At 70.7% G+C, this 16,369-nt stretch carries 13 protein-coding genes; 3 read left to right on the top strand and 10 right to left on the bottom strand.

Features of this window, described 5'->3' with window-relative positions; genetic code table 11:
* Positions 1-111: 111 nt before the first annotated feature.
* From frr to ABZU32_RS33870, 5 genes are all read right to left on the bottom strand, one after another.
* Complete coding sequence (gene frr, locus ABZU32_RS33890) at positions 112-669, bottom strand: ribosome recycling factor (RefSeq protein WP_354842238.1); 558 nt, start codon at positions 667-669, stop codon at positions 112-114.
* Between the two features lie 9 nt (positions 670-678).
* Positions 679-1,377, bottom strand: coding sequence for a UMP kinase (gene pyrH / locus ABZU32_RS33885; RefSeq protein WP_248960581.1), 699 nt, complete (start codon positions 1,375-1,377; stop codon positions 679-681).
* A gap of 129 nt (positions 1,378-1,506) precedes the next feature.
* A complete protein-coding gene (gene tsf, locus ABZU32_RS33880) occupies positions 1,507-2,340 on the bottom strand; it encodes a translation elongation factor Ts (RefSeq protein WP_354842234.1) in 834 nt (277 codons plus the stop codon).
* Positions 2,341-2,454: 114 nt separating this feature from the next.
* Positions 2,455-3,447: a 30S ribosomal protein S2 gene (rpsB, locus tag ABZU32_RS33875; protein ID WP_354928828.1), complete on the bottom strand. Its 993-nt coding sequence runs from the start codon at positions 3,445-3,447 to the stop codon at positions 2,455-2,457.
* A 664-nt stretch (positions 3,448-4,111) separates the two neighbouring features.
* Complete coding sequence (locus tag ABZU32_RS33870) at positions 4,112-4,690, bottom strand: helix-turn-helix domain-containing protein (RefSeq protein ID WP_354842229.1); 579 nt, start codon at positions 4,688-4,690, stop codon at positions 4,112-4,114.
* Positions 4,691-4,805: 115 nt separating this feature from the next.
* Between ABZU32_RS33870 and ABZU32_RS33865 the strand changes: the two genes are divergently transcribed.
* Together ABZU32_RS33865 and ABZU32_RS33860 are read left to right on the top strand one after the other, a co-directional pair.
* Positions 4,806-5,042: a hypothetical protein gene (locus tag ABZU32_RS33865; RefSeq protein ID WP_354928825.1), complete on the top strand. Its 237-nt coding sequence runs from the start codon at positions 4,806-4,808 to the stop codon at positions 5,040-5,042.
* 40 nt (positions 5,043-5,082) lie between these two features.
* Positions 5,083-6,594, top strand: a complete 1,512-nt coding sequence (locus ABZU32_RS33860; RefSeq protein ID WP_354928822.1) for an MFS transporter — start codon at positions 5,083-5,085, stop codon at positions 6,592-6,594.
* Positions 6,595-6,963: 369 nt separating this feature from the next.
* On the opposite strand, the gene ABZU32_RS33855 is transcribed toward ABZU32_RS33860, so the two are convergent.
* Complete coding sequence (locus ABZU32_RS33855) at positions 6,964-8,334, bottom strand: CoA transferase (protein WP_354928910.1); 1,371 nt, start codon at positions 8,332-8,334, stop codon at positions 6,964-6,966.
* 618 nt (positions 8,335-8,952) lie between these two features.
* Between ABZU32_RS33855 and ABZU32_RS33850 the strand changes: the two genes are divergently transcribed.
* Positions 8,953-9,675, top strand: coding sequence for a peptidoglycan DD-metalloendopeptidase family protein (locus ABZU32_RS33850; RefSeq protein WP_354928819.1), 723 nt, complete (start codon positions 8,953-8,955; stop codon positions 9,673-9,675).
* Positions 9,676-10,023: 348 nt separating this feature from the next.
* On the opposite strand, the gene dprA is transcribed toward ABZU32_RS33850, so the two are convergent.
* From dprA to ABZU32_RS33830, 4 genes are all read right to left on the bottom strand, one after another.
* The gene (gene dprA / locus ABZU32_RS33845; RefSeq protein ID WP_354928816.1) at positions 10,024-11,154 is read right to left on the bottom strand and encodes a DNA-processing protein DprA; all 1,131 of its coding nucleotides are present in this window, start codon (positions 11,152-11,154) and stop codon (positions 10,024-10,026) included.
* 685 nt (positions 11,155-11,839) lie between these two features.
* The gene (locus ABZU32_RS33840; RefSeq protein ID WP_354928813.1) at positions 11,840-13,387 is read right to left on the bottom strand and encodes a YifB family Mg chelatase-like AAA ATPase; all 1,548 of its coding nucleotides are present in this window, start codon (positions 13,385-13,387) and stop codon (positions 11,840-11,842) included.
* On the bottom strand, positions 13,388-13,735 hold the full coding sequence (locus tag ABZU32_RS33835; RefSeq protein WP_354928810.1) for a YraN family protein: 348 nt from the start codon (positions 13,733-13,735) through the stop codon (positions 13,388-13,390).
* Positions 13,736-14,069: 334 nt separating this feature from the next.
* Positions 14,070-16,316 carry a CehA/McbA family metallohydrolase gene (locus ABZU32_RS33830; protein WP_354928807.1) on the bottom strand — a complete coding sequence of 749 codons (2,247 nt, stop codon included), beginning with the start codon at positions 16,314-16,316 and terminating at the stop codon, positions 14,070-14,072.
* Positions 16,317-16,369 lie beyond the last annotated feature (53 nt).

Below are 16,369 nucleotides of genomic sequence, written 5' to 3'. Positions count from 1 at the left end.
GCCGCGAGGCGGGGAGGGGGCGCGATGGGCGTCGAACGAGGCAAGGGCGCTCCCCCACGGCCAACACCGGAGTGGAAGCGCCCCAACCTGACCTGTGAACCGCCGTCCTGCTCAGACCTCGAGCAGCTCGGACTCCTTGTGCTTCAGCAGCTCGTCGATCTTGGCGACGTGCTTCTGAGTGAGGTCGTCGAGCTCCTTCTCGGCCCGCCGCACCTCGTCCTCACCGGTGTCGCCGTCCTTGACCATCTTGTCGAGGGTCTCCTTGGCGTGACGGCGGATGTTGCGCACCGAGACCTTGCTGCTCTCGGCCTTGTTCCTGGCGACCTTGATGTACTCCCGGCGGCGCTCCTCCGACAGTTCGGGGAACACCACCCGGATCACCGCGCCGTCGTTGCCGGGGTTGACCCCGAGGTCGCTGTCACGGATCGCCTTCTCGATGGCGCTCATCGAACCCTTGTCGTAGGGCTGGATGATGACCATGCGGGCCTCGGGGACGTGGAACGAGGCCAGCTGCTGCACCGGGGTCGGCGACCCGTAGTAGTCGACATTGATCTTGTTGAACATCGAGGGACTGACCCTGCCGGTGCGGATCGCCGCGAAGTCCTCCTTGGCGACCGCGACCGCCTTGTCCATCTTCTCCTCGGCTTCGAAGAGGGTTTCGTCGATCACAGCGGCTCCCTATTTCCCTGCCGGACTCACCAGCGTGCCGATCTTCTCACCGCGGACAGCCCGCAGGATGTTCCCTTCGCCCATCAGGTCGAAGACCACGATGGGCAGGCCGTTGTCCATGCACAGGCTGATCGCGGTGGCATCCATGACTCCAAGGCCCCGCGTCAGCACCTCGCTGTAGTCGAGCTGGTCGAAGCGGACGGCATCGGGGTTCTTGCGCGGGTCGGAGTCGTAGACCCCGTCGACCTGAGTGCCCTTGAGCACGGCCTCCGCACCGACCTCGAGCGCGCGCTGCGCGGCGCAGGTGTCGGTGGAGAAGAACGGCGAGCCGAGGCCGGCGCCGAAGATGACCACCCGCCCCTTCTCGAGGTGGCGGATGGCGCGCCGGGGCAGGAACGGCTCGGCGACCTGCTGCATCGTGATGGCCGTCTGCACGCGCGTCTCGACGCCGCGCTTCTCCAGGAAGTCCTGCAGGGCGAGACAGTTGATGACCGTGCCCAGCATGCCCATGTAGTCGGCGCGGGCGCGGTCCATGCCGCGCTCGGACAGCGCGGCGCCGCGGAACATGTTGCCGCCGCCGACGACCACCGCGACCTGCACGCCCTCGCGCACGGCCTCGGCGACGGAGTCGGCGAGCTTGGCGACCACCACCGGGTCGATGCCCAGCGGCTCGGCGCCCGCGAACGCCTCGCCCGACAACTTCAGCATGACGCGCTTCCAGCGGAGCGGCCCGTCGTACGACGAAGCCGCCGGCGTAGCGGATCGATGGTTCTCCTGCACGACGGCGGCCTCCTCGGTGGTGATGATGAGCTGGTCAGGTCCCTCTCGGGGCTAAGCCTATGCCTGACCGACCTTGTAGCGGGCGAAGCCCAGGACCTTCACCCCGGCCTCGGCCGCGAGCTTGCCGATGGTCTTCTTGTTGTCCTTGACGAACGCCTGCTCCAGGAGGGTGAAGTCCTTGTACCAGCCGTTGATGCGACCATCGACGATCTTGCCGATGGCGGCCTCCGGCTTGCCCTCCTCGCGGGTCATCTGCTCGAAGACCGTGCGCTCCTTCTCGATCACGTCGGCCGGGACGGAGTTGGGACTGAGGTACTTGGGGGCCATCGCGGCGGTGTGCTGCGCGATGTCCTTGGCCAGCTCGGCGTTCGGGGTGTCGAGCTGCACCAGGACGCCCACGGCCGGGGGAAGCTGCGGGTCGGTCTTGTGCATGTAGGAGGCGACGAAGCCGCCGTCGAGCACGACGAAACGACGGATCTCGATCTTCTCGCCGAGCGCCGCGTTGGCCTCGTCGAGGTGCTCCTTGACGCTCTTGCCGTCCAGGTCGGACTCCAGCAGGCTCGGCACGTCGCCCGGCCGCGTGGCGAGGATGTGCTCGACGACCCGGGCGGCCAGCTCCTGGAAGCGGTCGCCCTTGGCGACGAAGTCGGTCTCGCAGTTGAGCTCGAGCAGCGCCGCGAGGGACTCGCCCTCGTGCTTGACGGCGATCAGGCCGTTGGAGGCGGTGCGCGCCTCGCGCTTGCCGACGTCCTTGGCGCCCTTGACACGCAGGATGTCGACGGCCTTGTCGAAGTCGCCCTCCGACTCCTCCAGGGCCTTCTTGCAGTCCATCATGCCGGCGGCGGTCAGCTCACGAAGCCGCTTGACGTCGGCCATGTTCACGGAAGCCATTGTCTTTCCTCGTCGAGTCGTCGTGGATCGGGTGGGTGCGCCCTGTGAGGCACACCCACCCGTGAAGAGCATTGCTCGCCGTACGGCGCCGTGCCCGTACGGCCTGACGGGGTCTCAGCCCTGCTGCTCGGTGCCCTCGGCCTCGGCGGCGGGGGCGGCCGGAGCGGCCTCGGCGTCCTGCTGGGCGGGGGCCTCGGCGGTCTCGGCGGCCTCAGCGGTCTCGGCGACCTCGGTCTCGGCGGTCTCGGCGACCTCGGCCTCGGCGGCAGGGGCCTCAGCGGCCTCCGGGGCGGCGGCCTCGGCCGGAGCCTCCGAAGCGGCTTCCTCGTCCGAGCGGGTGAGCAGCTCGCGCTCCCACTCGGCCAGCGGCTCGGCGACGGCGGCGGGCTTGTCGTCGCCGCGGGTCGTCGCGCCGGCACGCGCCATCAGACCGTCGGCGACGGCGTCGGCGACCACGCGGGTGAGCAGGCTGACGGCGCGGATCGCGTCGTCGTTGCCCGGGATCGGGTAGTCGACCTCGTCGGGGTCACAGTTGGTGTCGAGGATCGCGACGACCGGGATGTTCAGCTTGCGAGCCTCACTGATCCCGATGTGCTCCTTCTTGGTGTCGACGACCCACACGGCGCTCGGGACGCGGGCCATGTCACGGATGCCGCCGAGGGTGCGCTCGAGCTTGTCCTTCTCGCGGCGGCGCATCAGGAGCTCCTTCTTGGTGAGCCCGGAGCCTGCCACGTTGTCGAAGTCGAGCTCCTCGAGCTCCTTCAGACGCTGAAGCCTCTTGTGCACGGTGGAGAAGTTCGTGAGCATGCCGCCCAGCCAGCGCTGGTTGACGTAGGGCATGCCGACCCGCGCGGCCTGCTCGGCGATGGCCTCCTGGGCCTGCTTCTTGGTGCCGATGAACAGGATGGTGCCGCCGTGGGCGACGGTCTCCTTGACGAAGTCGTAGGCGCGGTCGATGAAGGCCAGCGACTTCTGCAGGTCGATGATGTAGATGCCGTTGCGCTCGGTGAGGATGAAGCGCTTCATCTTCGGGTTCCAGCGCCGGGTCTGGTGCCCGAAGTGGACGCCGCTCTCGAGCATCTGCCGCATGGTGACGACGGGGGCCATGAGTGATGGTCCTCCTGGGTAGAGCGCCGCAGGGGCGCGTTTCTCGGTTGTCCGCGGAAGCGCATGGCTCCCGCCCTGACGCCCTGAGTCGTCCCATCCGAGTCGAGACCCGGACCGAGAGGACGAATCGCCTGTGGGCGTGCGAAGTCGGCCCGCTTGGCGAGCCACCAAAAGTGTACCCGGAACCCGGCCGCCCCCAGCCCACCGCACAGGCTTCCTCTTCGGCGACACGGCATGGCCCTCCGTCGAGCGCGTCGACCCGGCCCCGCGCCAGGCGGCCCCCCGGCCCTGCGCCAGAGAGACAGAACGCAGACATCGCACCGGAAGCCACCGCGCCCACCTCGCGCACGGACCATCCAGCTCGGTCCCGCCCAGGGGCCCGGCCCCGCCCCCCGCCAGGGAACGGCCGAGCGCGGGAAATAGCCACTACCCCCCTGATCAGCGAACCCCGCGCCGCAAGACACCCACCGAACCCTGCGCCAGGGACATCAAACCCGGTGCCACCCCACGGCGCCCGGACCCCATCCCCCCCACGGGACGGCCGAATACCGGAAGAGGCGGACGCCCCCGATCAGCGAACCCCACGCCGCAAGACACCCACCGAACCCTGCGCCAGGGACATCGAACTCGGTCCCGCCCCAGGCGTCCCGGACCCCGTCGCGTGTCAGGGAGCGGGCGAGTGCGGGAAGAGGTGGACGATCCCCCTGATCAGACGGGCGTCCGGCGGAGCCTCCTCCGGGGAGCGCGACTTGGAGAGATAGGGCTCGAGGATCGCGGTCACCCGCTCACCGAGCTCGGCGAGTTCCTCGGCGTTGACCCGAAGCAGCATGTGGGCGAGCAGCGCCGCCTGCCGCCATTGCTTCGACTCGCGCGCGCTGGACTCCAAGTAGCGGAACGTCTCCTCCACCATCTGGTCGACGACGGTCCTGGAGAGCACGTTCTTGGCCTCGACGAGTTCGGAGGTCAACTCGTCGGGCTCGGAGATGGTGATCCCCCGGTGCGGGGCGCGCCACAGCCGTTCCCTGCCGTCGCCGCGCGGGGGCGCGTCCTCGACGAACCCGTACTTGGCCAGCATGCGCAGGTGGTAGCTGCACGCGCTGGGCGACAGCCCGGCCACCCGCGCGCACTCGGTCGCCGTCGCGGGCCCCTCCGTCTGAAGCCGGCCGAGGATCGCCAGCCTGGCCGGATGCGCGAGCGCCCGCATGGCCCGCGGGTCCTCGACCAGATGGTTCCGCTGACTCATACAACGAACCGTAATGCGTCCCCACCCCCACCGCCCCGCCCCTGCCCCCGCCGAGCCCGACGCCCACGGCGCCCCCGTGGGCGCGATGCCCTAGAACGCCCCCACCTTCGCCTTCATGCCCCGCATGACCATGACCGCCACCGTGCACCCTTCACGACCCGCCGAGCCCGACGCCCACGACGTCCCCGCCGGGCGCGGCACCCTACAACGCCCCGCCTTCGCCTTCATGGCCAGCATGACCATGACCACCAACGTGCACCCCTCACCACCCGCCGAGCCGCGCATCCCGGACCTCCGCCGTCTCCATCCGACCCGGCTCAGGTCGGAACTCCGCGGAATCCGCCATCCATGAAGGGTGGCTTTCAGAGTTGTGAAGCATTACTTTCATATTCATGGTCGAGCTTCTCCCCCTCCGACGGCAACGGGACTACCGGTTGCTGTGGTCCGCCCGTGCGGTGTCCGAGACCGGCACCGAGGTCTCCCGCCTGGCCGTCCCCCTCACCGCCGCCGCTCTGCTGAACGCCACTCCGGTCCAGATGGGCCTGCTGACGGCCGCGACGTCACTTCCGTACCTGCTCATCGGCCTGCCCGCCGGCGCGTACGCCGACCGGCTCCGCCGGCACCGTCCCCTGCTGGTCTTGTGCGAAGTCGTCTCGGGAGCCGCCGTGCTCACCGTGCCGCTCGGCTGGCTGGCCGGCCTGCTGACGGTGCCCTGGCTGATCACGGTCGCCCTGGTGGTCGGCACCTGCTCGGTCTTCTACCGGGCGGTCTGGTTCCCGCACCTGCCCAGCGTCGTCGCGCGCGAGCAGCGCACGGCGGCGATCGCCGGCTTCCAGATGGTCTACTCGACCGCCGGCATCTGCGGCCCGGGACTGGCCGGCCTGCTGGTTCAGGCGATCACCGCCCCACTGGCCCTGGTCGCGGACGCGGCGTCGTTCGCCGTTTCGGCCCTCCTCCTCCACTCCCTCCGACCCCCCGAAACCGCCACAACCTCCGGGAGCACGTCCCTCACCACCCCCGAGAGCACGTCTTCCACCGCCGCGAGCGACAGCACCGCCACAAGCGCCAGCACCGCCTCCGGCGCCATGAGCACCGCCACCGCCTCGCACAGCAGGGACAGCGCCGGCACCAGGAGCAGCGCCGCCTCCGGCACCACCAGCGGCGCCACCGCGACAAAGTTCATGCGTGACACCACGAGAGGGACGGATACCAGCATCGAGATCGAGACCGACGCCGCGGCGGAGGCGACCATCGGCACCCGGACGAGCCTTCTGCGGGACACGCGCGAAGGCATGCTGACCGTCATGAGGCACGGCACACTGAGGACGCTGATCGGCGCGGGAGTGCTGATCAACTTCGCCTCGGCCGCTCAGATGGCGCTTCTGGTCCTGTTCACGGTGCGGACCCTCGGGATGCAACCGGGTGCGGTCGGGCTGCTGGTGGCGGCGTCCGGCGTCGGTGGCCTGCTCGGCGCGGTGACGGCCCCCCGGCTGACCGGCCGTCTCACCGAAGACCGCACCATCCTGATCGCCGTCGCCCTCTTCCCCCTCGAGTTCGTCGCGATCGCCTCCGCCCACGGCTCGGCTGGCGTGCTGGTTCCGCTGCTGATGGGCGCCTTCGCGGTCAGCGGCATGGCGGCGGTGCTGTTCAGCGTCTGCTACGGGACCATCCAGCTTCGCGAGTCCCCGCCCGACATGCTCGGCCGGGTGAACGCGACCATGACCGTCTCCACGCTCGGCGTCATGACATTGGGAGGTGTCGCGGGCGGCGTGCTCGGCGAGTTCCTCGGCCTGCGTCCCACGATGTGGGCGTGCGCCTTCGTGGTCCTCCTCGCGGTGTCCCTCGTCTGGTCCTCACCCCTCCGCCACGCCCTTTCCGCACCCCACCGCCCCACCCCGGCCTGAGTCCACCGCCCCACCAGCCTGACCCCCATCGCCCCACCAGCCTGAACCCCACCAATCACCCCGGCTTGAACCCCACCGCCCCCACCAACGTGAACCCCACCGCTCATCCCGGCCTAAGTGCCACCTCCCCGATCACTCCGCCGCGGCGGTGCGACCACCTCCCTGACCACCCCACCACGGCAGCGAAACCCACCACTTAGAGGCCCCCGGCGAGATCCGCTCACCTGGGACCGGCGCGCCGGCAGAACGCCTGCCACGGCGAAGCCCACCACCCACGAAGCCATCTCCGGCTCGGCCCGGATCTCGCTACCACGCACCGACTTCAGCCCTCGCAAAGAGCCCTGTCCGGATCGGACCGCCCCCAGCTCTTCACCTCCAGGCGGGAAGGTGTTCGCCGCGCCGGGGCGGCGGCGTGGTCCAGGAAGGCCGGACATCGCCGATCGCCCCAGGGGCACGGACGTAGGTGAGCGTGCCGGATGAGCTGTCCATCTCCTCCAGCAGGTCGTCCACCTCAGGCTCGCCGACCGCCATCCCGTCGACCCGGCCGAGCCGGTCGAGCCAGAGGGCGGTACGAGCGAGGGACAGCTCGACATGCCATGACCCGCCCTCCCGCTGCCGGCGCAGCAAGCCGGCGATCGCCCCGAGGGCGGCGAGCCAGCCGGTCGCATGGTCGAGCACCTGGGCCGGCAGCGGCACAGGACGAGCCCCCTGTCCCTGCTCGTGTGCGATACCGCAGACCATCTGGACCAGGCTGTCGAACCCCCGTCGCCGTGACCACGGCCCACGCGAACCGTAGGCCGAGATGTCCACGCAGACGAGCCCCGGCCCCCTCGGCGTGCCCGCGGCGCCCGCCGACCGGATGGCCGCCAGCTCACGTGGCCCGAAGCCCAGCCGCGCCAGCGCCCCCGGCCGGTAGGACTGGACGACCACGTCCGCACCCATCACCAACGCTCTGAACGCCGCGGCCCCCTCCGCAGTGCGCAGATCGATCTCGCACGATCGCTTGCCCAGCGCCGTGCTGATCACCAGCCCCGGGACCTCCGGCAGATGTGCCGCGCCGACCCGCAGGACCTCGGCCCCGTACGCCGCCAGCGTCCGCGTCGCCACCGGGCCGGCGATCACCCGAGTGAGGTCCAGCACACGTACCCCCGCCAACGGCCGCGCCCCCGGCCTGCCAACCGCCCCGGCGACGGCACTCCCATCGCTATGGATCGAACCCGTGACAGCACGACCATCACCCAGGGCCGGACCCGTGACACCACTCCCACCGCTTCCGGACGAACCCGTGGCTGCACTGCGTCCACGCTCGACCGAACCGGTCGCAGCAGCCTCCCCGCCCCCGGCCCAACCAGTCACCGCACTGCCGCGGCCCTCGGCCAAGCCAGCGAAAGCACTGCCGTCCCCGGCCGCACCGGTCCCACTACCATCACCGCCCCCGGCCAGACCAATGACATCCCGGCCACCACCCCCGGCCCAACTAGTGAAAGCACTGCCGCCCCCGGCCGAACCGGTCGCACCCCCGTCACTACTCCCGGCCGAACCGGTCGCTACACCGTCATCGCCCTGGGCCAAGCCAGGGACACCACCGTCACCGCCTCTGACCACATCAGTGATAGCGCTCTCAACGCCCCGGACCGAGCCGATGACGGGACTGCGATCAAGGGGACCGAGGCCGATCAGAGGGAGTCCTTCCACGGTTCTGCCCTGTGGATGCGACCGCCACTGCGCGCGGCTCCGCATGGCGGCCGCGCATCCCCCTGCCCGGGTTACCGCCTCCTCCACGTCCAAGGCCGCACGCCCGGCGCAGGCGGCGACCACGGCGGCCCTGTCCGCACCTCGGGGCAACTCCAGCGCGTGCAGCACCGCGTCCCGATGATGATCGAAGTTGCAGTGCAGACGGACCCATCCGCCGTCGGCCGTGCGATAGTCCCCGGACAGCGGCGCCCAGAGATCAGGGGTCATCCCGTCGATGCGGAAATACCGTTCGTCCCGGAACGCGACCGCCGCCTCCCGCACGTCGACCGCCACCTCCCGCAGATCGGCCCCGGCCACCGTCCCCGGATTCTGCGACCAATACGTCGCGACGGCGCCCGTCACCGCGCCGACGCAGGCGGCCGCGGCCGCCCCGACGCGGAACACGGAGGGAAGGATCGGATCATCGCCGACCACACGCACTGCCGGCAGGTCCATCCCGACCTCCGCCGCCAGGCCACCGATGATCTCTCTGACCTCCACCGCTCCCCCTGACCTCAACACGACGCCGGCCACAGACCCGACGTACTCACCGCGCTCGCGCGGTTATGCACAGAATCCGGTTCAGCCAGACCATGGCGGCCTCCTCCAGGACAGTCTCCTGCCATGCGCCCTTCGACCGTCCGCCTGGCCCTGACGTTCCTCACCGTCGTCATCGCCGCATCCGCGTCCCCACCCCACCCGCAAGTCGCCCCAGCCGCCGCCACCGCCATGGCCCTGGGAACCGCCTCGACCACCCCGCCGTCCCTGACCCGACCCACTGCGGCGGCGCCGTCGCCCCTCGCCACCCCACCCACCTCGACCGTCTCGCCGCTCCTCGCCACCCAACCCACCTCGGCCCCCTCGCCGCCCTCGGCGCCGGGTGGAACGGCGTCCTCAGACGCCCCTGGTGATCAGGCCCGTTGGGGCCCGCCTGTGGAGGGTCACGTCAGGGTGTTGCGCCATTTCGCTCCCCCGGCGCGGCCGTGGCTCGCCGGGCACCGAGGAACCGATCTCGCCGTACGCCTTGGACAGCGGGTGAGGGCGGTGGGCCCCGGCATCGTCGGCTACGCGGGGCCGTTCGCCGGCCGTGGCGTGGTGATGATCGTGCATCCGAACGGGCTGCGCACGACGTACCTACCGGTGCACGCGAAGGTCCGGCGTGGACAGAGGGTGACGTTCGGCCAGACCATCGGCACCGTCGAAGCATCCACCTCCCACTGCACGTCCCCCTGCCTGCACTGGGGCCTGATCGACAAGTGGCGCTACCTCGATCCACTGCTCCTCGTCGCCCACGGCCAAGTACGACTCCTCCCCCACTGGCCCGCAGACACCCCCGCCCGACCATGACCAGCAAAATGACCTGAAGCGACTCAAGGCAGCGGTAACTCCAAACTCCCACTCGCGGGAGCACGAGCACACAGCCCCACAGTGCAACCTCGGCATCACGCCGCCGACGAGCTAGGCGGTCCAATCGGCGCCGATCACGTGCAGCGGCGACCGGTCAAGGTGGAAACGCGACTGCTTCCGTCACGTGACCTCGCCGAGCACCTTCCCCAGGCCGATCAACGCGGATACCCCAGACCGGCCTCCCGTCCCGCGGAAGCGAGACGATCTCCGCCGAGGCGCGTCAAGGTGGACGTCCCCTCAGCTTCTGTCACGTGACGTTGTGGACGGTGTCGGTGCAGGTGGCCGGGGTTAGCGCTCGTTTCGAGCCATGCGGCGGAGGCGCCAGCCGCGGTCTGAGCGCTCGACATATCCCGCCGCCGCCAGGGCTCCGAGGCGACTGAGAACGGTCGCGAGATCCACGCCGGCTGCTACGGCTATCGTCGCAGGACCGGCTCCTGACCTCGCCGGCACCGCTTCCAGCACGGCCCGGGTCTCCTCGTCAAGGCGATCGCGTGGCAGCACCGGTCCCCGGGGCTCGGGTGCGAGGTCACCACCGATGGCACCGACCAACTCGATCACGTCCCTTGCCGAGGTGACGCATACGGCCTCGGCTCTGCGGATCAGCCGGTGACACCCCGCGGACATCTCGGAGGTGACCGGACCCGGCACCGCGGCGAGATGCCTGTGGAGAGCGACCGCGTGCGCGGCGGTGTTCAGCGCTCCACTGCGCAGAGCCGCCTCTACGACGACGGTGCCTCGGGCCAGCGCCGCGATCACCCGATTGCGGATGAGGAAGCGCGGCCGGGTGGGGCGGACCCCGGGCGGGCACTCGCTCACGATCACCCCCTTCCTGCGAACCGCCGCGAACAGATCATGGTTGGCGGCGGGGTAGACGATGTCGATGCCGCAGGCGAGTACGGCGATGCTCGAGGCCGAGCCGGCCAGGGCGCCGCGGTGCGCGGCGGCGTCCACCCCGTAGGCGCCTCCCGAGATGACGCTCCAACCCCCCTCCGACAGGTCGGCGCTCATCTCCGCCGAGACGTGAGCGCCGTACGGCGTGGCCGCGCGGGAACCGACCATCGCCACCGAACGAAGGCAGGAGAACCGGAGATCCGCGTCTCCGCGCAGCCAGAGGGCGACAGGACGTTCAGGTCCGAGATCGTCCAGTTGGGTCGGCCACTCCAGGTCTCCGGGAACGATCAGGCGTGCGCCCAGCCGTTCGCCCTCGCCGAGGTCGGCCAGCGGATCGGCCGCCTGAAGCCTGGCCTGCCACGCCCTGAGGTGACGGTCCACATCCGGTGGTCTGCTCCTACCGGAGGTCACCTCATCGACGAAGCAGGGATCGAGCCGCCCCTGTCGCACCTGCCCCAACGCGCCCTCGGGCCCGTAAGCGGCGATCAGCCTGCCCATGAGACCGTCACCAGCGTCGGAGATACGCATCAATGTGACCCTCGCCAGCCTCCCGGGACCACGCTGGAAGGAGGTGCCCTTACCGCCTCTCCCCGGAGAATCACCCCGGCGACCGGGGGACGACCGACCGACCAGGGACTCACCAGCGCCTCCACTGACGGCCCCGGCCGGTACAGCCGAGATGACGGCCTCGCCCCCAGGCGACACGGATAGCTCGACCGCTCCCTCCGCAGAGGGCATGGATGAGAGGACGGTCCCATCACGTGGCGGTGCGGAAGGCCCCTTGATGTCCCCGGCGGTCGGCATTGTGAGGGCGGTGTCCGCCTGGGACCGCGCGGGGGCCGCGGTGACCGGCGCGGGCGACCGGGCATCCGCGGAGATGACTTCGGCCGGCACGGAGGATGCCGCGGCGACTCCCGGCGACGTGCCGGCGGCTTGTGGCACGTCCACGGCTTGGGTCGCGTCGATGGCCGATGAACCGCCGCCCCCAACGCTGCACGACCCGTGCTCCACTTCGGTGGTACATAGGGCGACATCTCTATCGGCATGGAAAGACCTCGCATACAGAGCGGAGTCCGGGACGGGTGGTCTGCCAGAGCAGACGGCGGAGGGCTGGTGGTGGCTGGAGGGTTGGAGTGCACCGGGTGGATGTGAGGGCGGGAGGGGGGTGGGGATGGGCATTGGGGCCTCTGGAGGGGAGAGGAGGGAGGAGGGGTTAGTCGGTGCCCAGCCATAACGCGAGGGCGGCGGTGGTATCTCGGAGCTCGGGGCGGTCTTTGCCCACAAGGTCGGCGAGGGTCCAGGACAGGCGGATGACGCGGTCGAGACCTCGGGCGCTCAGTTCGCCGGTGTCCAGGCAGCGGTACAGGGGGGACATCGCCGGAGCGGCGAGGCGGTAGTCGGCGTGGAGCGCCGCCGTGGGGATCTCTGCGTTGCATCTCCACGGAGTGCCCGCGAGCCGCTTGAGCGTGCGCTCGCGAGCCAGCGCCACCCGTTCGGACACCACGGCGCTCGGTTCGATGAACTGGCGATCGGACAGCAACTCACGCCGGGTGGAGCGCGCGAGCTTGACCTTGACGTCTATGCGGTCGACGAGCGGGCCGGAGAGCCGGGCCAGATAGCGCCGCCGCTGGTGGGGCGTGCACTGGCAGGGACTCTCGGGGGTTGACGGCTGGGCACAGGGACAGGGATTGGCGGCCAGCACCAGCATGAACCGGGCGGGAAAGGTGACCGTGCCGATGGCCCGTGCGACGGTGACCTGCCCGGACTCCAGCGGCTGCCGGAGCGAGTCGAGCACGCGCGCCGGGAACTCGGGTGCTTCGTCCAGGAACAGCACACCGCGGTGGGCGAGGGAGACGGCACCCGGCCGGATGACGCCGCTTCCACCACCGACGATCGCCGCGACGGTGGCGGTGTGGTGCGGCGCCATGAACGGCGGGTGCCGCAGCAGCGGGCGGCCCGGCGGCAGGGCGCCCGCGACCGAGTGGATGGCGGTGACCTCCAGCGCCTGGTCGCGATCGAGGGGCGGCAGCAGGGTGGGCAGACGCTCGGCCAGCATCGTCTTGCCGGTGCCGGGCTGGCCGAGCATCCACAGGTTGTGGCCGCCGGCGGCGCACACCTCCAGAGCCCGGCGGGCCATGGCCTGCCCGGCGACGTCGGCCAGATCGAGGGCCGGACCCTCGAATGCCTCGGGGGCGGCGCCCGGCGGGGGTTGCTCTGCCTCCCGCATGACCGGCAGGCATGCCTCGTCACCGGCGCGGAGGTTCTCGACCAACTCGGCGAGCGTGAGGACGGGCACCACGGTGATCCCGGGGACCAGGCATGCCTCCTCGGCGTTGGCCATGGGGACCACGACGCACTGCGCGCCGGCCTCCGCCGCGGCGAGCACGGCGGGAAGTACGCCTCGCACGGGCCGCAGGGAGCCGTCCAGCCCGAGTTCGCCGAGGAAGAAGGGCGGTGCGACGCGTTGCCTGGGGATCACCCCTGCGGCTCCGAGCAGGGCGACCGCGATGGCCAGGTCGAACAGGCTGCCGCGCTTGGGCAGGCTGGCCGGGAACAGGCTGATGGTGACCCGTGCGTCCGGCCAGGGATATCTGCTGTTGATGACGGCCGAGCGGACGCGATCGCGGGCCTCGCTGAGCGCGGTGTCGAGCATGCCGATCAGGTGGACGCCGGCGATGCCGTGGCCCACGTCGGCCTCGACCTCCACCACGTGGCCGCTCACGCCCACCAGCGCGACACACCGCGTGCGAGCGACGGCCATCTACGACACCCCCCGGTCGTGCCTGATCGAGAACTCGCCGGCGAAGCGCTCAAGGGCGATCACGTCGATGCGGATGGAGGAGAACCACTCGCTCTGGCCACTGAGCCAGCGGGCCGCGACCGTGCGGAGCTTGGCCAGCTTCGCCGCGGTCACCGCCTCGAAGGCGGAGCCGTGGCTGCGCCCGGAGCGGGTCTTGACCTCGACGACCACGAGGACCGGGCCCTCACGCCCGAGGATGTCGATCTCTCCCTCGGGACAGCACCAGTTGCGCTCGAGGATGCGCAGGCCCGCCGCCCGCAGATAGTCGACGGCGAGCTGCTCGCCGTGCCGTCCAAGCTCGTGTGCCATGGCCATGGGACCACCTCCGGCCCCGACCTTCGCGCACGCCGCCTGCCGCCCGGCTCGCCGAACGAGTTTCTGTGGACAGACCACGCGGCTGGTGGTGGGATACGCGTCCACAGACGCCGATGTGAGGAGAGAAATGTCCTGATACGCGGCTGATTTTCAATGCCGCGCCACGGCGAAACGACTCCGAATGATGATATTTGAGGCTATTTCGGGGCTGTGGACAGACGACGGCGGTTCGCTGCTGTGAGCCAGAGCACAACCAGGCGCGCCACCGGCTTCGGCACTGGGGGTCGGCGTGGGGGCGATCTTCGAGGGGGGTGGGCGTGGAGGAAGGTCAGGGGCGTAGGCGGGCGGCATAGACGCGTCTGGCTTCTTCGATCCGGCCGAGGTGGTCGTCGAGTTGCCCACTGGTGTCCAGGCGTGCCCGTTCTCGGATCAGTCGCTCCAGCCGGTCGAGCCACTCGAGGCACCAGTGGACGTCCTCGGCCCGAGACACCCGCCGGCCGCGCACGTCCACGTAGACCGGGCTGGTGTGCGCGAACACGTGGGTGAACAGCGAGCGCGGGTGCGGGCCGCCCTCGGCGAGGGCGACGATGTAGGTGGGCTCACCGACGGTGAACTCAACGCTGAACTCGGCCGTGGAATCCGCGGTGGTGAGGTCTTCGGGCGGGCCCTCGGCGAGAATGCCGGTCGCGGTGCGGATCGTGAGTCGCTCGACCTCTGGTCCGATCACCCTGACCGTGACTCTCACCCGGTCGCCGAGGGCGCGGTCGATCGTGTCCCCGGGGTGGTGACCGTCCACGGTGAGCTCCAGGAAGGGCCCCGTGGTGGCGAACGTGCGTCCGCGCCGCACCGCGTCGGCGTAGGAGGCGGCGGTCAGCGGCCCGTCCACCTTGGCGTAGGTCCGCTCCCAGCCCAGCGGACTCGCCACCGGCTCGATCCGCTGACGGGTGAACGACAGCATCGAGTCGGTGCCCGCCACGGCGGCCAGCCGGTTGCCCGCGCCGAGCAGCCTCCGGTACACCGCCGACGATCCGGCGGCCGAGGAGAAGTGCAGCACTTCTATGCTGTCGACCAGGCCGAGCGCGGCGTCGACCACCGCCATCCGCGCCGTGCAGGCGGGCCGTCCAGTGCCGATGATGTCCTCCGGGGCATCGATCGGCGAGTGGAAGCAGTGCGCGTAGCCGACGATCGCGCCGAGGTCGTGGAGCTCCTCGCAGGCCGTGCTGGTGGGCGGCCAGTCGGCGGTGCCGTCGAACCCGCTGTGGTAGCGGGCCGGCGGGGCGGTCAGCCCGAAGGCGTGGAGGTGCCCGAACATGTCGTTGCGGTACTCGACGCCCATGCGGGCGATGTGGGTCGCGTCCGACCACGGCAGGTCCTCGCCCGCCCAGTGCTCCAGCGCCTCCCGGTCATAGACGCGCCGGCCGGAGACGTTCGCGGCGAGCAGGTTGAGCACGTGCAGGTCCTCGCCATGCTGCATGGCCGCCGCCATCGCCGGGGTGGCGACGACGTCCCCGGCGAAGTTGAGGTGGACGTGCAGGTCCGCGCCGTACCATCCCTTGGCCGCCGCGTCGTGGACCCGCGCCGGTCTCAACTCGACCAGTGTCTCCGCGCAGGGTGCGACCACGGTCTCCCCGCGAGGGGTGATCATGGTCTCCGCGGAGTCGTATTCCATGCCTCGGGTCACGCGGACGGTCAGGGGCTCGGCGGGTACGTCGAGGGCGATGTCGTCGCCGTGGAAGTACGGCACGTTGTGGTGGTCGTATCTGGCGGGGGCGCCCTCGGGGTACCAACCCTGGCCGCCGGCGCTCCATACACTCCACCGGCAGGGGAACCCGGCGCGGACCCGCAGCCGCGCCCGTGGGGCGAGACGGGTCAGATCGGACAGGTCGACCCGCTCAGCGCCGACCGTCACCTCGGTCGCGGTGTCGAGCTCGACCAGCCGGGCCCCGCCGGGGGCGACGCGGTGCGCTCGTCCGCCGACGCGGATCTCGGCCTCGGTCGCGCGGCCGTTGTCGATCAGCAGGGCCAGCGGGAGTGGCCTTCCGCCCGGTTCGAGCACGGTACGCGGCCGGCCGTCCAGCCGATGGCCTCCGTGCGTGAGCCGCAGCACGGCCAGGCCATCGGGCAGGTCCCCGCCGAGCGGCCTCCCGTCGAGCGGCTTCCCGTCGAGCGGCTTCCCGTCGAGCGGCTTCCCGTCGAGCGGCTTCCCGTCGAGCGGCTTCCCGTCGAGCGGCTTCCCGTCGAGCGGCTTTTCGTCGAGCGGCTTTTCGTCGAGCGATCCATTGATCGGCCTCCCATCGAGCGGCTCTCCGTGGAGCGCGTCCCTGAGCACCTCGTCGAAGTCCAGCTCGCGCAGGAGGGCCTCCTGCTCGGCGGCGGTGGCGTCCGGACACTCGGCTCGCACGCGGTCGGAGGCGGCCCGAGAGAACGCCTCGTCGTCGACGAACCGCGACGGGCTCATGGCCCTGACGTACGCGATGGGAGGCTCACCCCAGGTGATTCCGTGCTCGGCCAGCGCATCGCGGTACTCCCGCAGCGCCTTGGCCACGACCTGCGGAAGCAGGGGATCGTCGGTCAACTCGTCCTCCCGGGAACCGTTGTGCCGCAATGGTCACATCGACAGGAGGCGAC

Source organism: Sphaerisporangium sp. NPDC005288 (genome assembly GCF_040607475.1).
Taxonomy (GTDB): Bacteria; Actinomycetota; Actinomycetes; order Streptosporangiales; family Streptosporangiaceae; genus Sphaerisporangium; species Sphaerisporangium rhizosphaerae.
Note: the sequence above shows the minus strand (reverse complement) of the source record. Positions and strands in the feature narration are given on the sequence as shown.

What these genes read in the sequence shown, in the direction of transcription:
- pyrH (WP_248960581.1), bottom strand. Translation starts at nt 1,377, where the DNA reads ATGCTGAAGTTGTCGGGCGAGGCGTTCGCGGGCGCCGAGCCGCTGGGC.
- tsf (WP_354842234.1), bottom strand. Translation starts at nt 2,340, where the DNA reads ATGGCTTCCGTGAACATGGCCGACGTCAAGCGGCTTCGTGAGCTGACC.
- rpsB (WP_354928828.1), bottom strand. Translation starts at nt 3,447, where the DNA reads ATGGCCCCCGTCGTCACCATGCGGCAGATGCTCGAGAGCGGCGTCCAC.
- ABZU32_RS33870 (WP_354842229.1), bottom strand. Translation starts at nt 4,690, where the DNA reads ATGAGTCAGCGGAACCATCTGGTCGAGGACCCGCGGGCCATGCGGGCG.
- ABZU32_RS33865 (WP_354928825.1), top strand. Translation starts at nt 4,806, where the DNA reads ATGCCCCGCATGACCATGACCGCCACCGTGCACCCTTCACGACCCGCC.
- ABZU32_RS33860 (WP_354928822.1), top strand. Translation starts at nt 5,083, where the DNA reads ATGGTCGAGCTTCTCCCCCTCCGACGGCAACGGGACTACCGGTTGCTG.
- ABZU32_RS33855 (WP_354928910.1), bottom strand. Translation starts at nt 8,334, where the DNA reads ATGCGGAGCCGCGCGCAGTGGCGGTCGCATCCACAGGGCAGAACCGTG.
- ABZU32_RS33850 (WP_354928819.1), top strand. Translation starts at nt 8,953, where the DNA reads ATGCGCCCTTCGACCGTCCGCCTGGCCCTGACGTTCCTCACCGTCGTC.
- dprA (WP_354928816.1), bottom strand. Translation starts at nt 11,154, where the DNA reads ATGCGTATCTCCGACGCTGGTGACGGTCTCATGGGCAGGCTGATCGCC.
- ABZU32_RS33840 (WP_354928813.1), bottom strand. Translation starts at nt 13,387, where the DNA reads ATGGCCGTCGCTCGCACGCGGTGTGTCGCGCTGGTGGGCGTGAGCGGC.
- ABZU32_RS33835 (WP_354928810.1), bottom strand. Translation starts at nt 13,735, where the DNA reads ATGGCACACGAGCTTGGACGGCACGGCGAGCAGCTCGCCGTCGACTAT.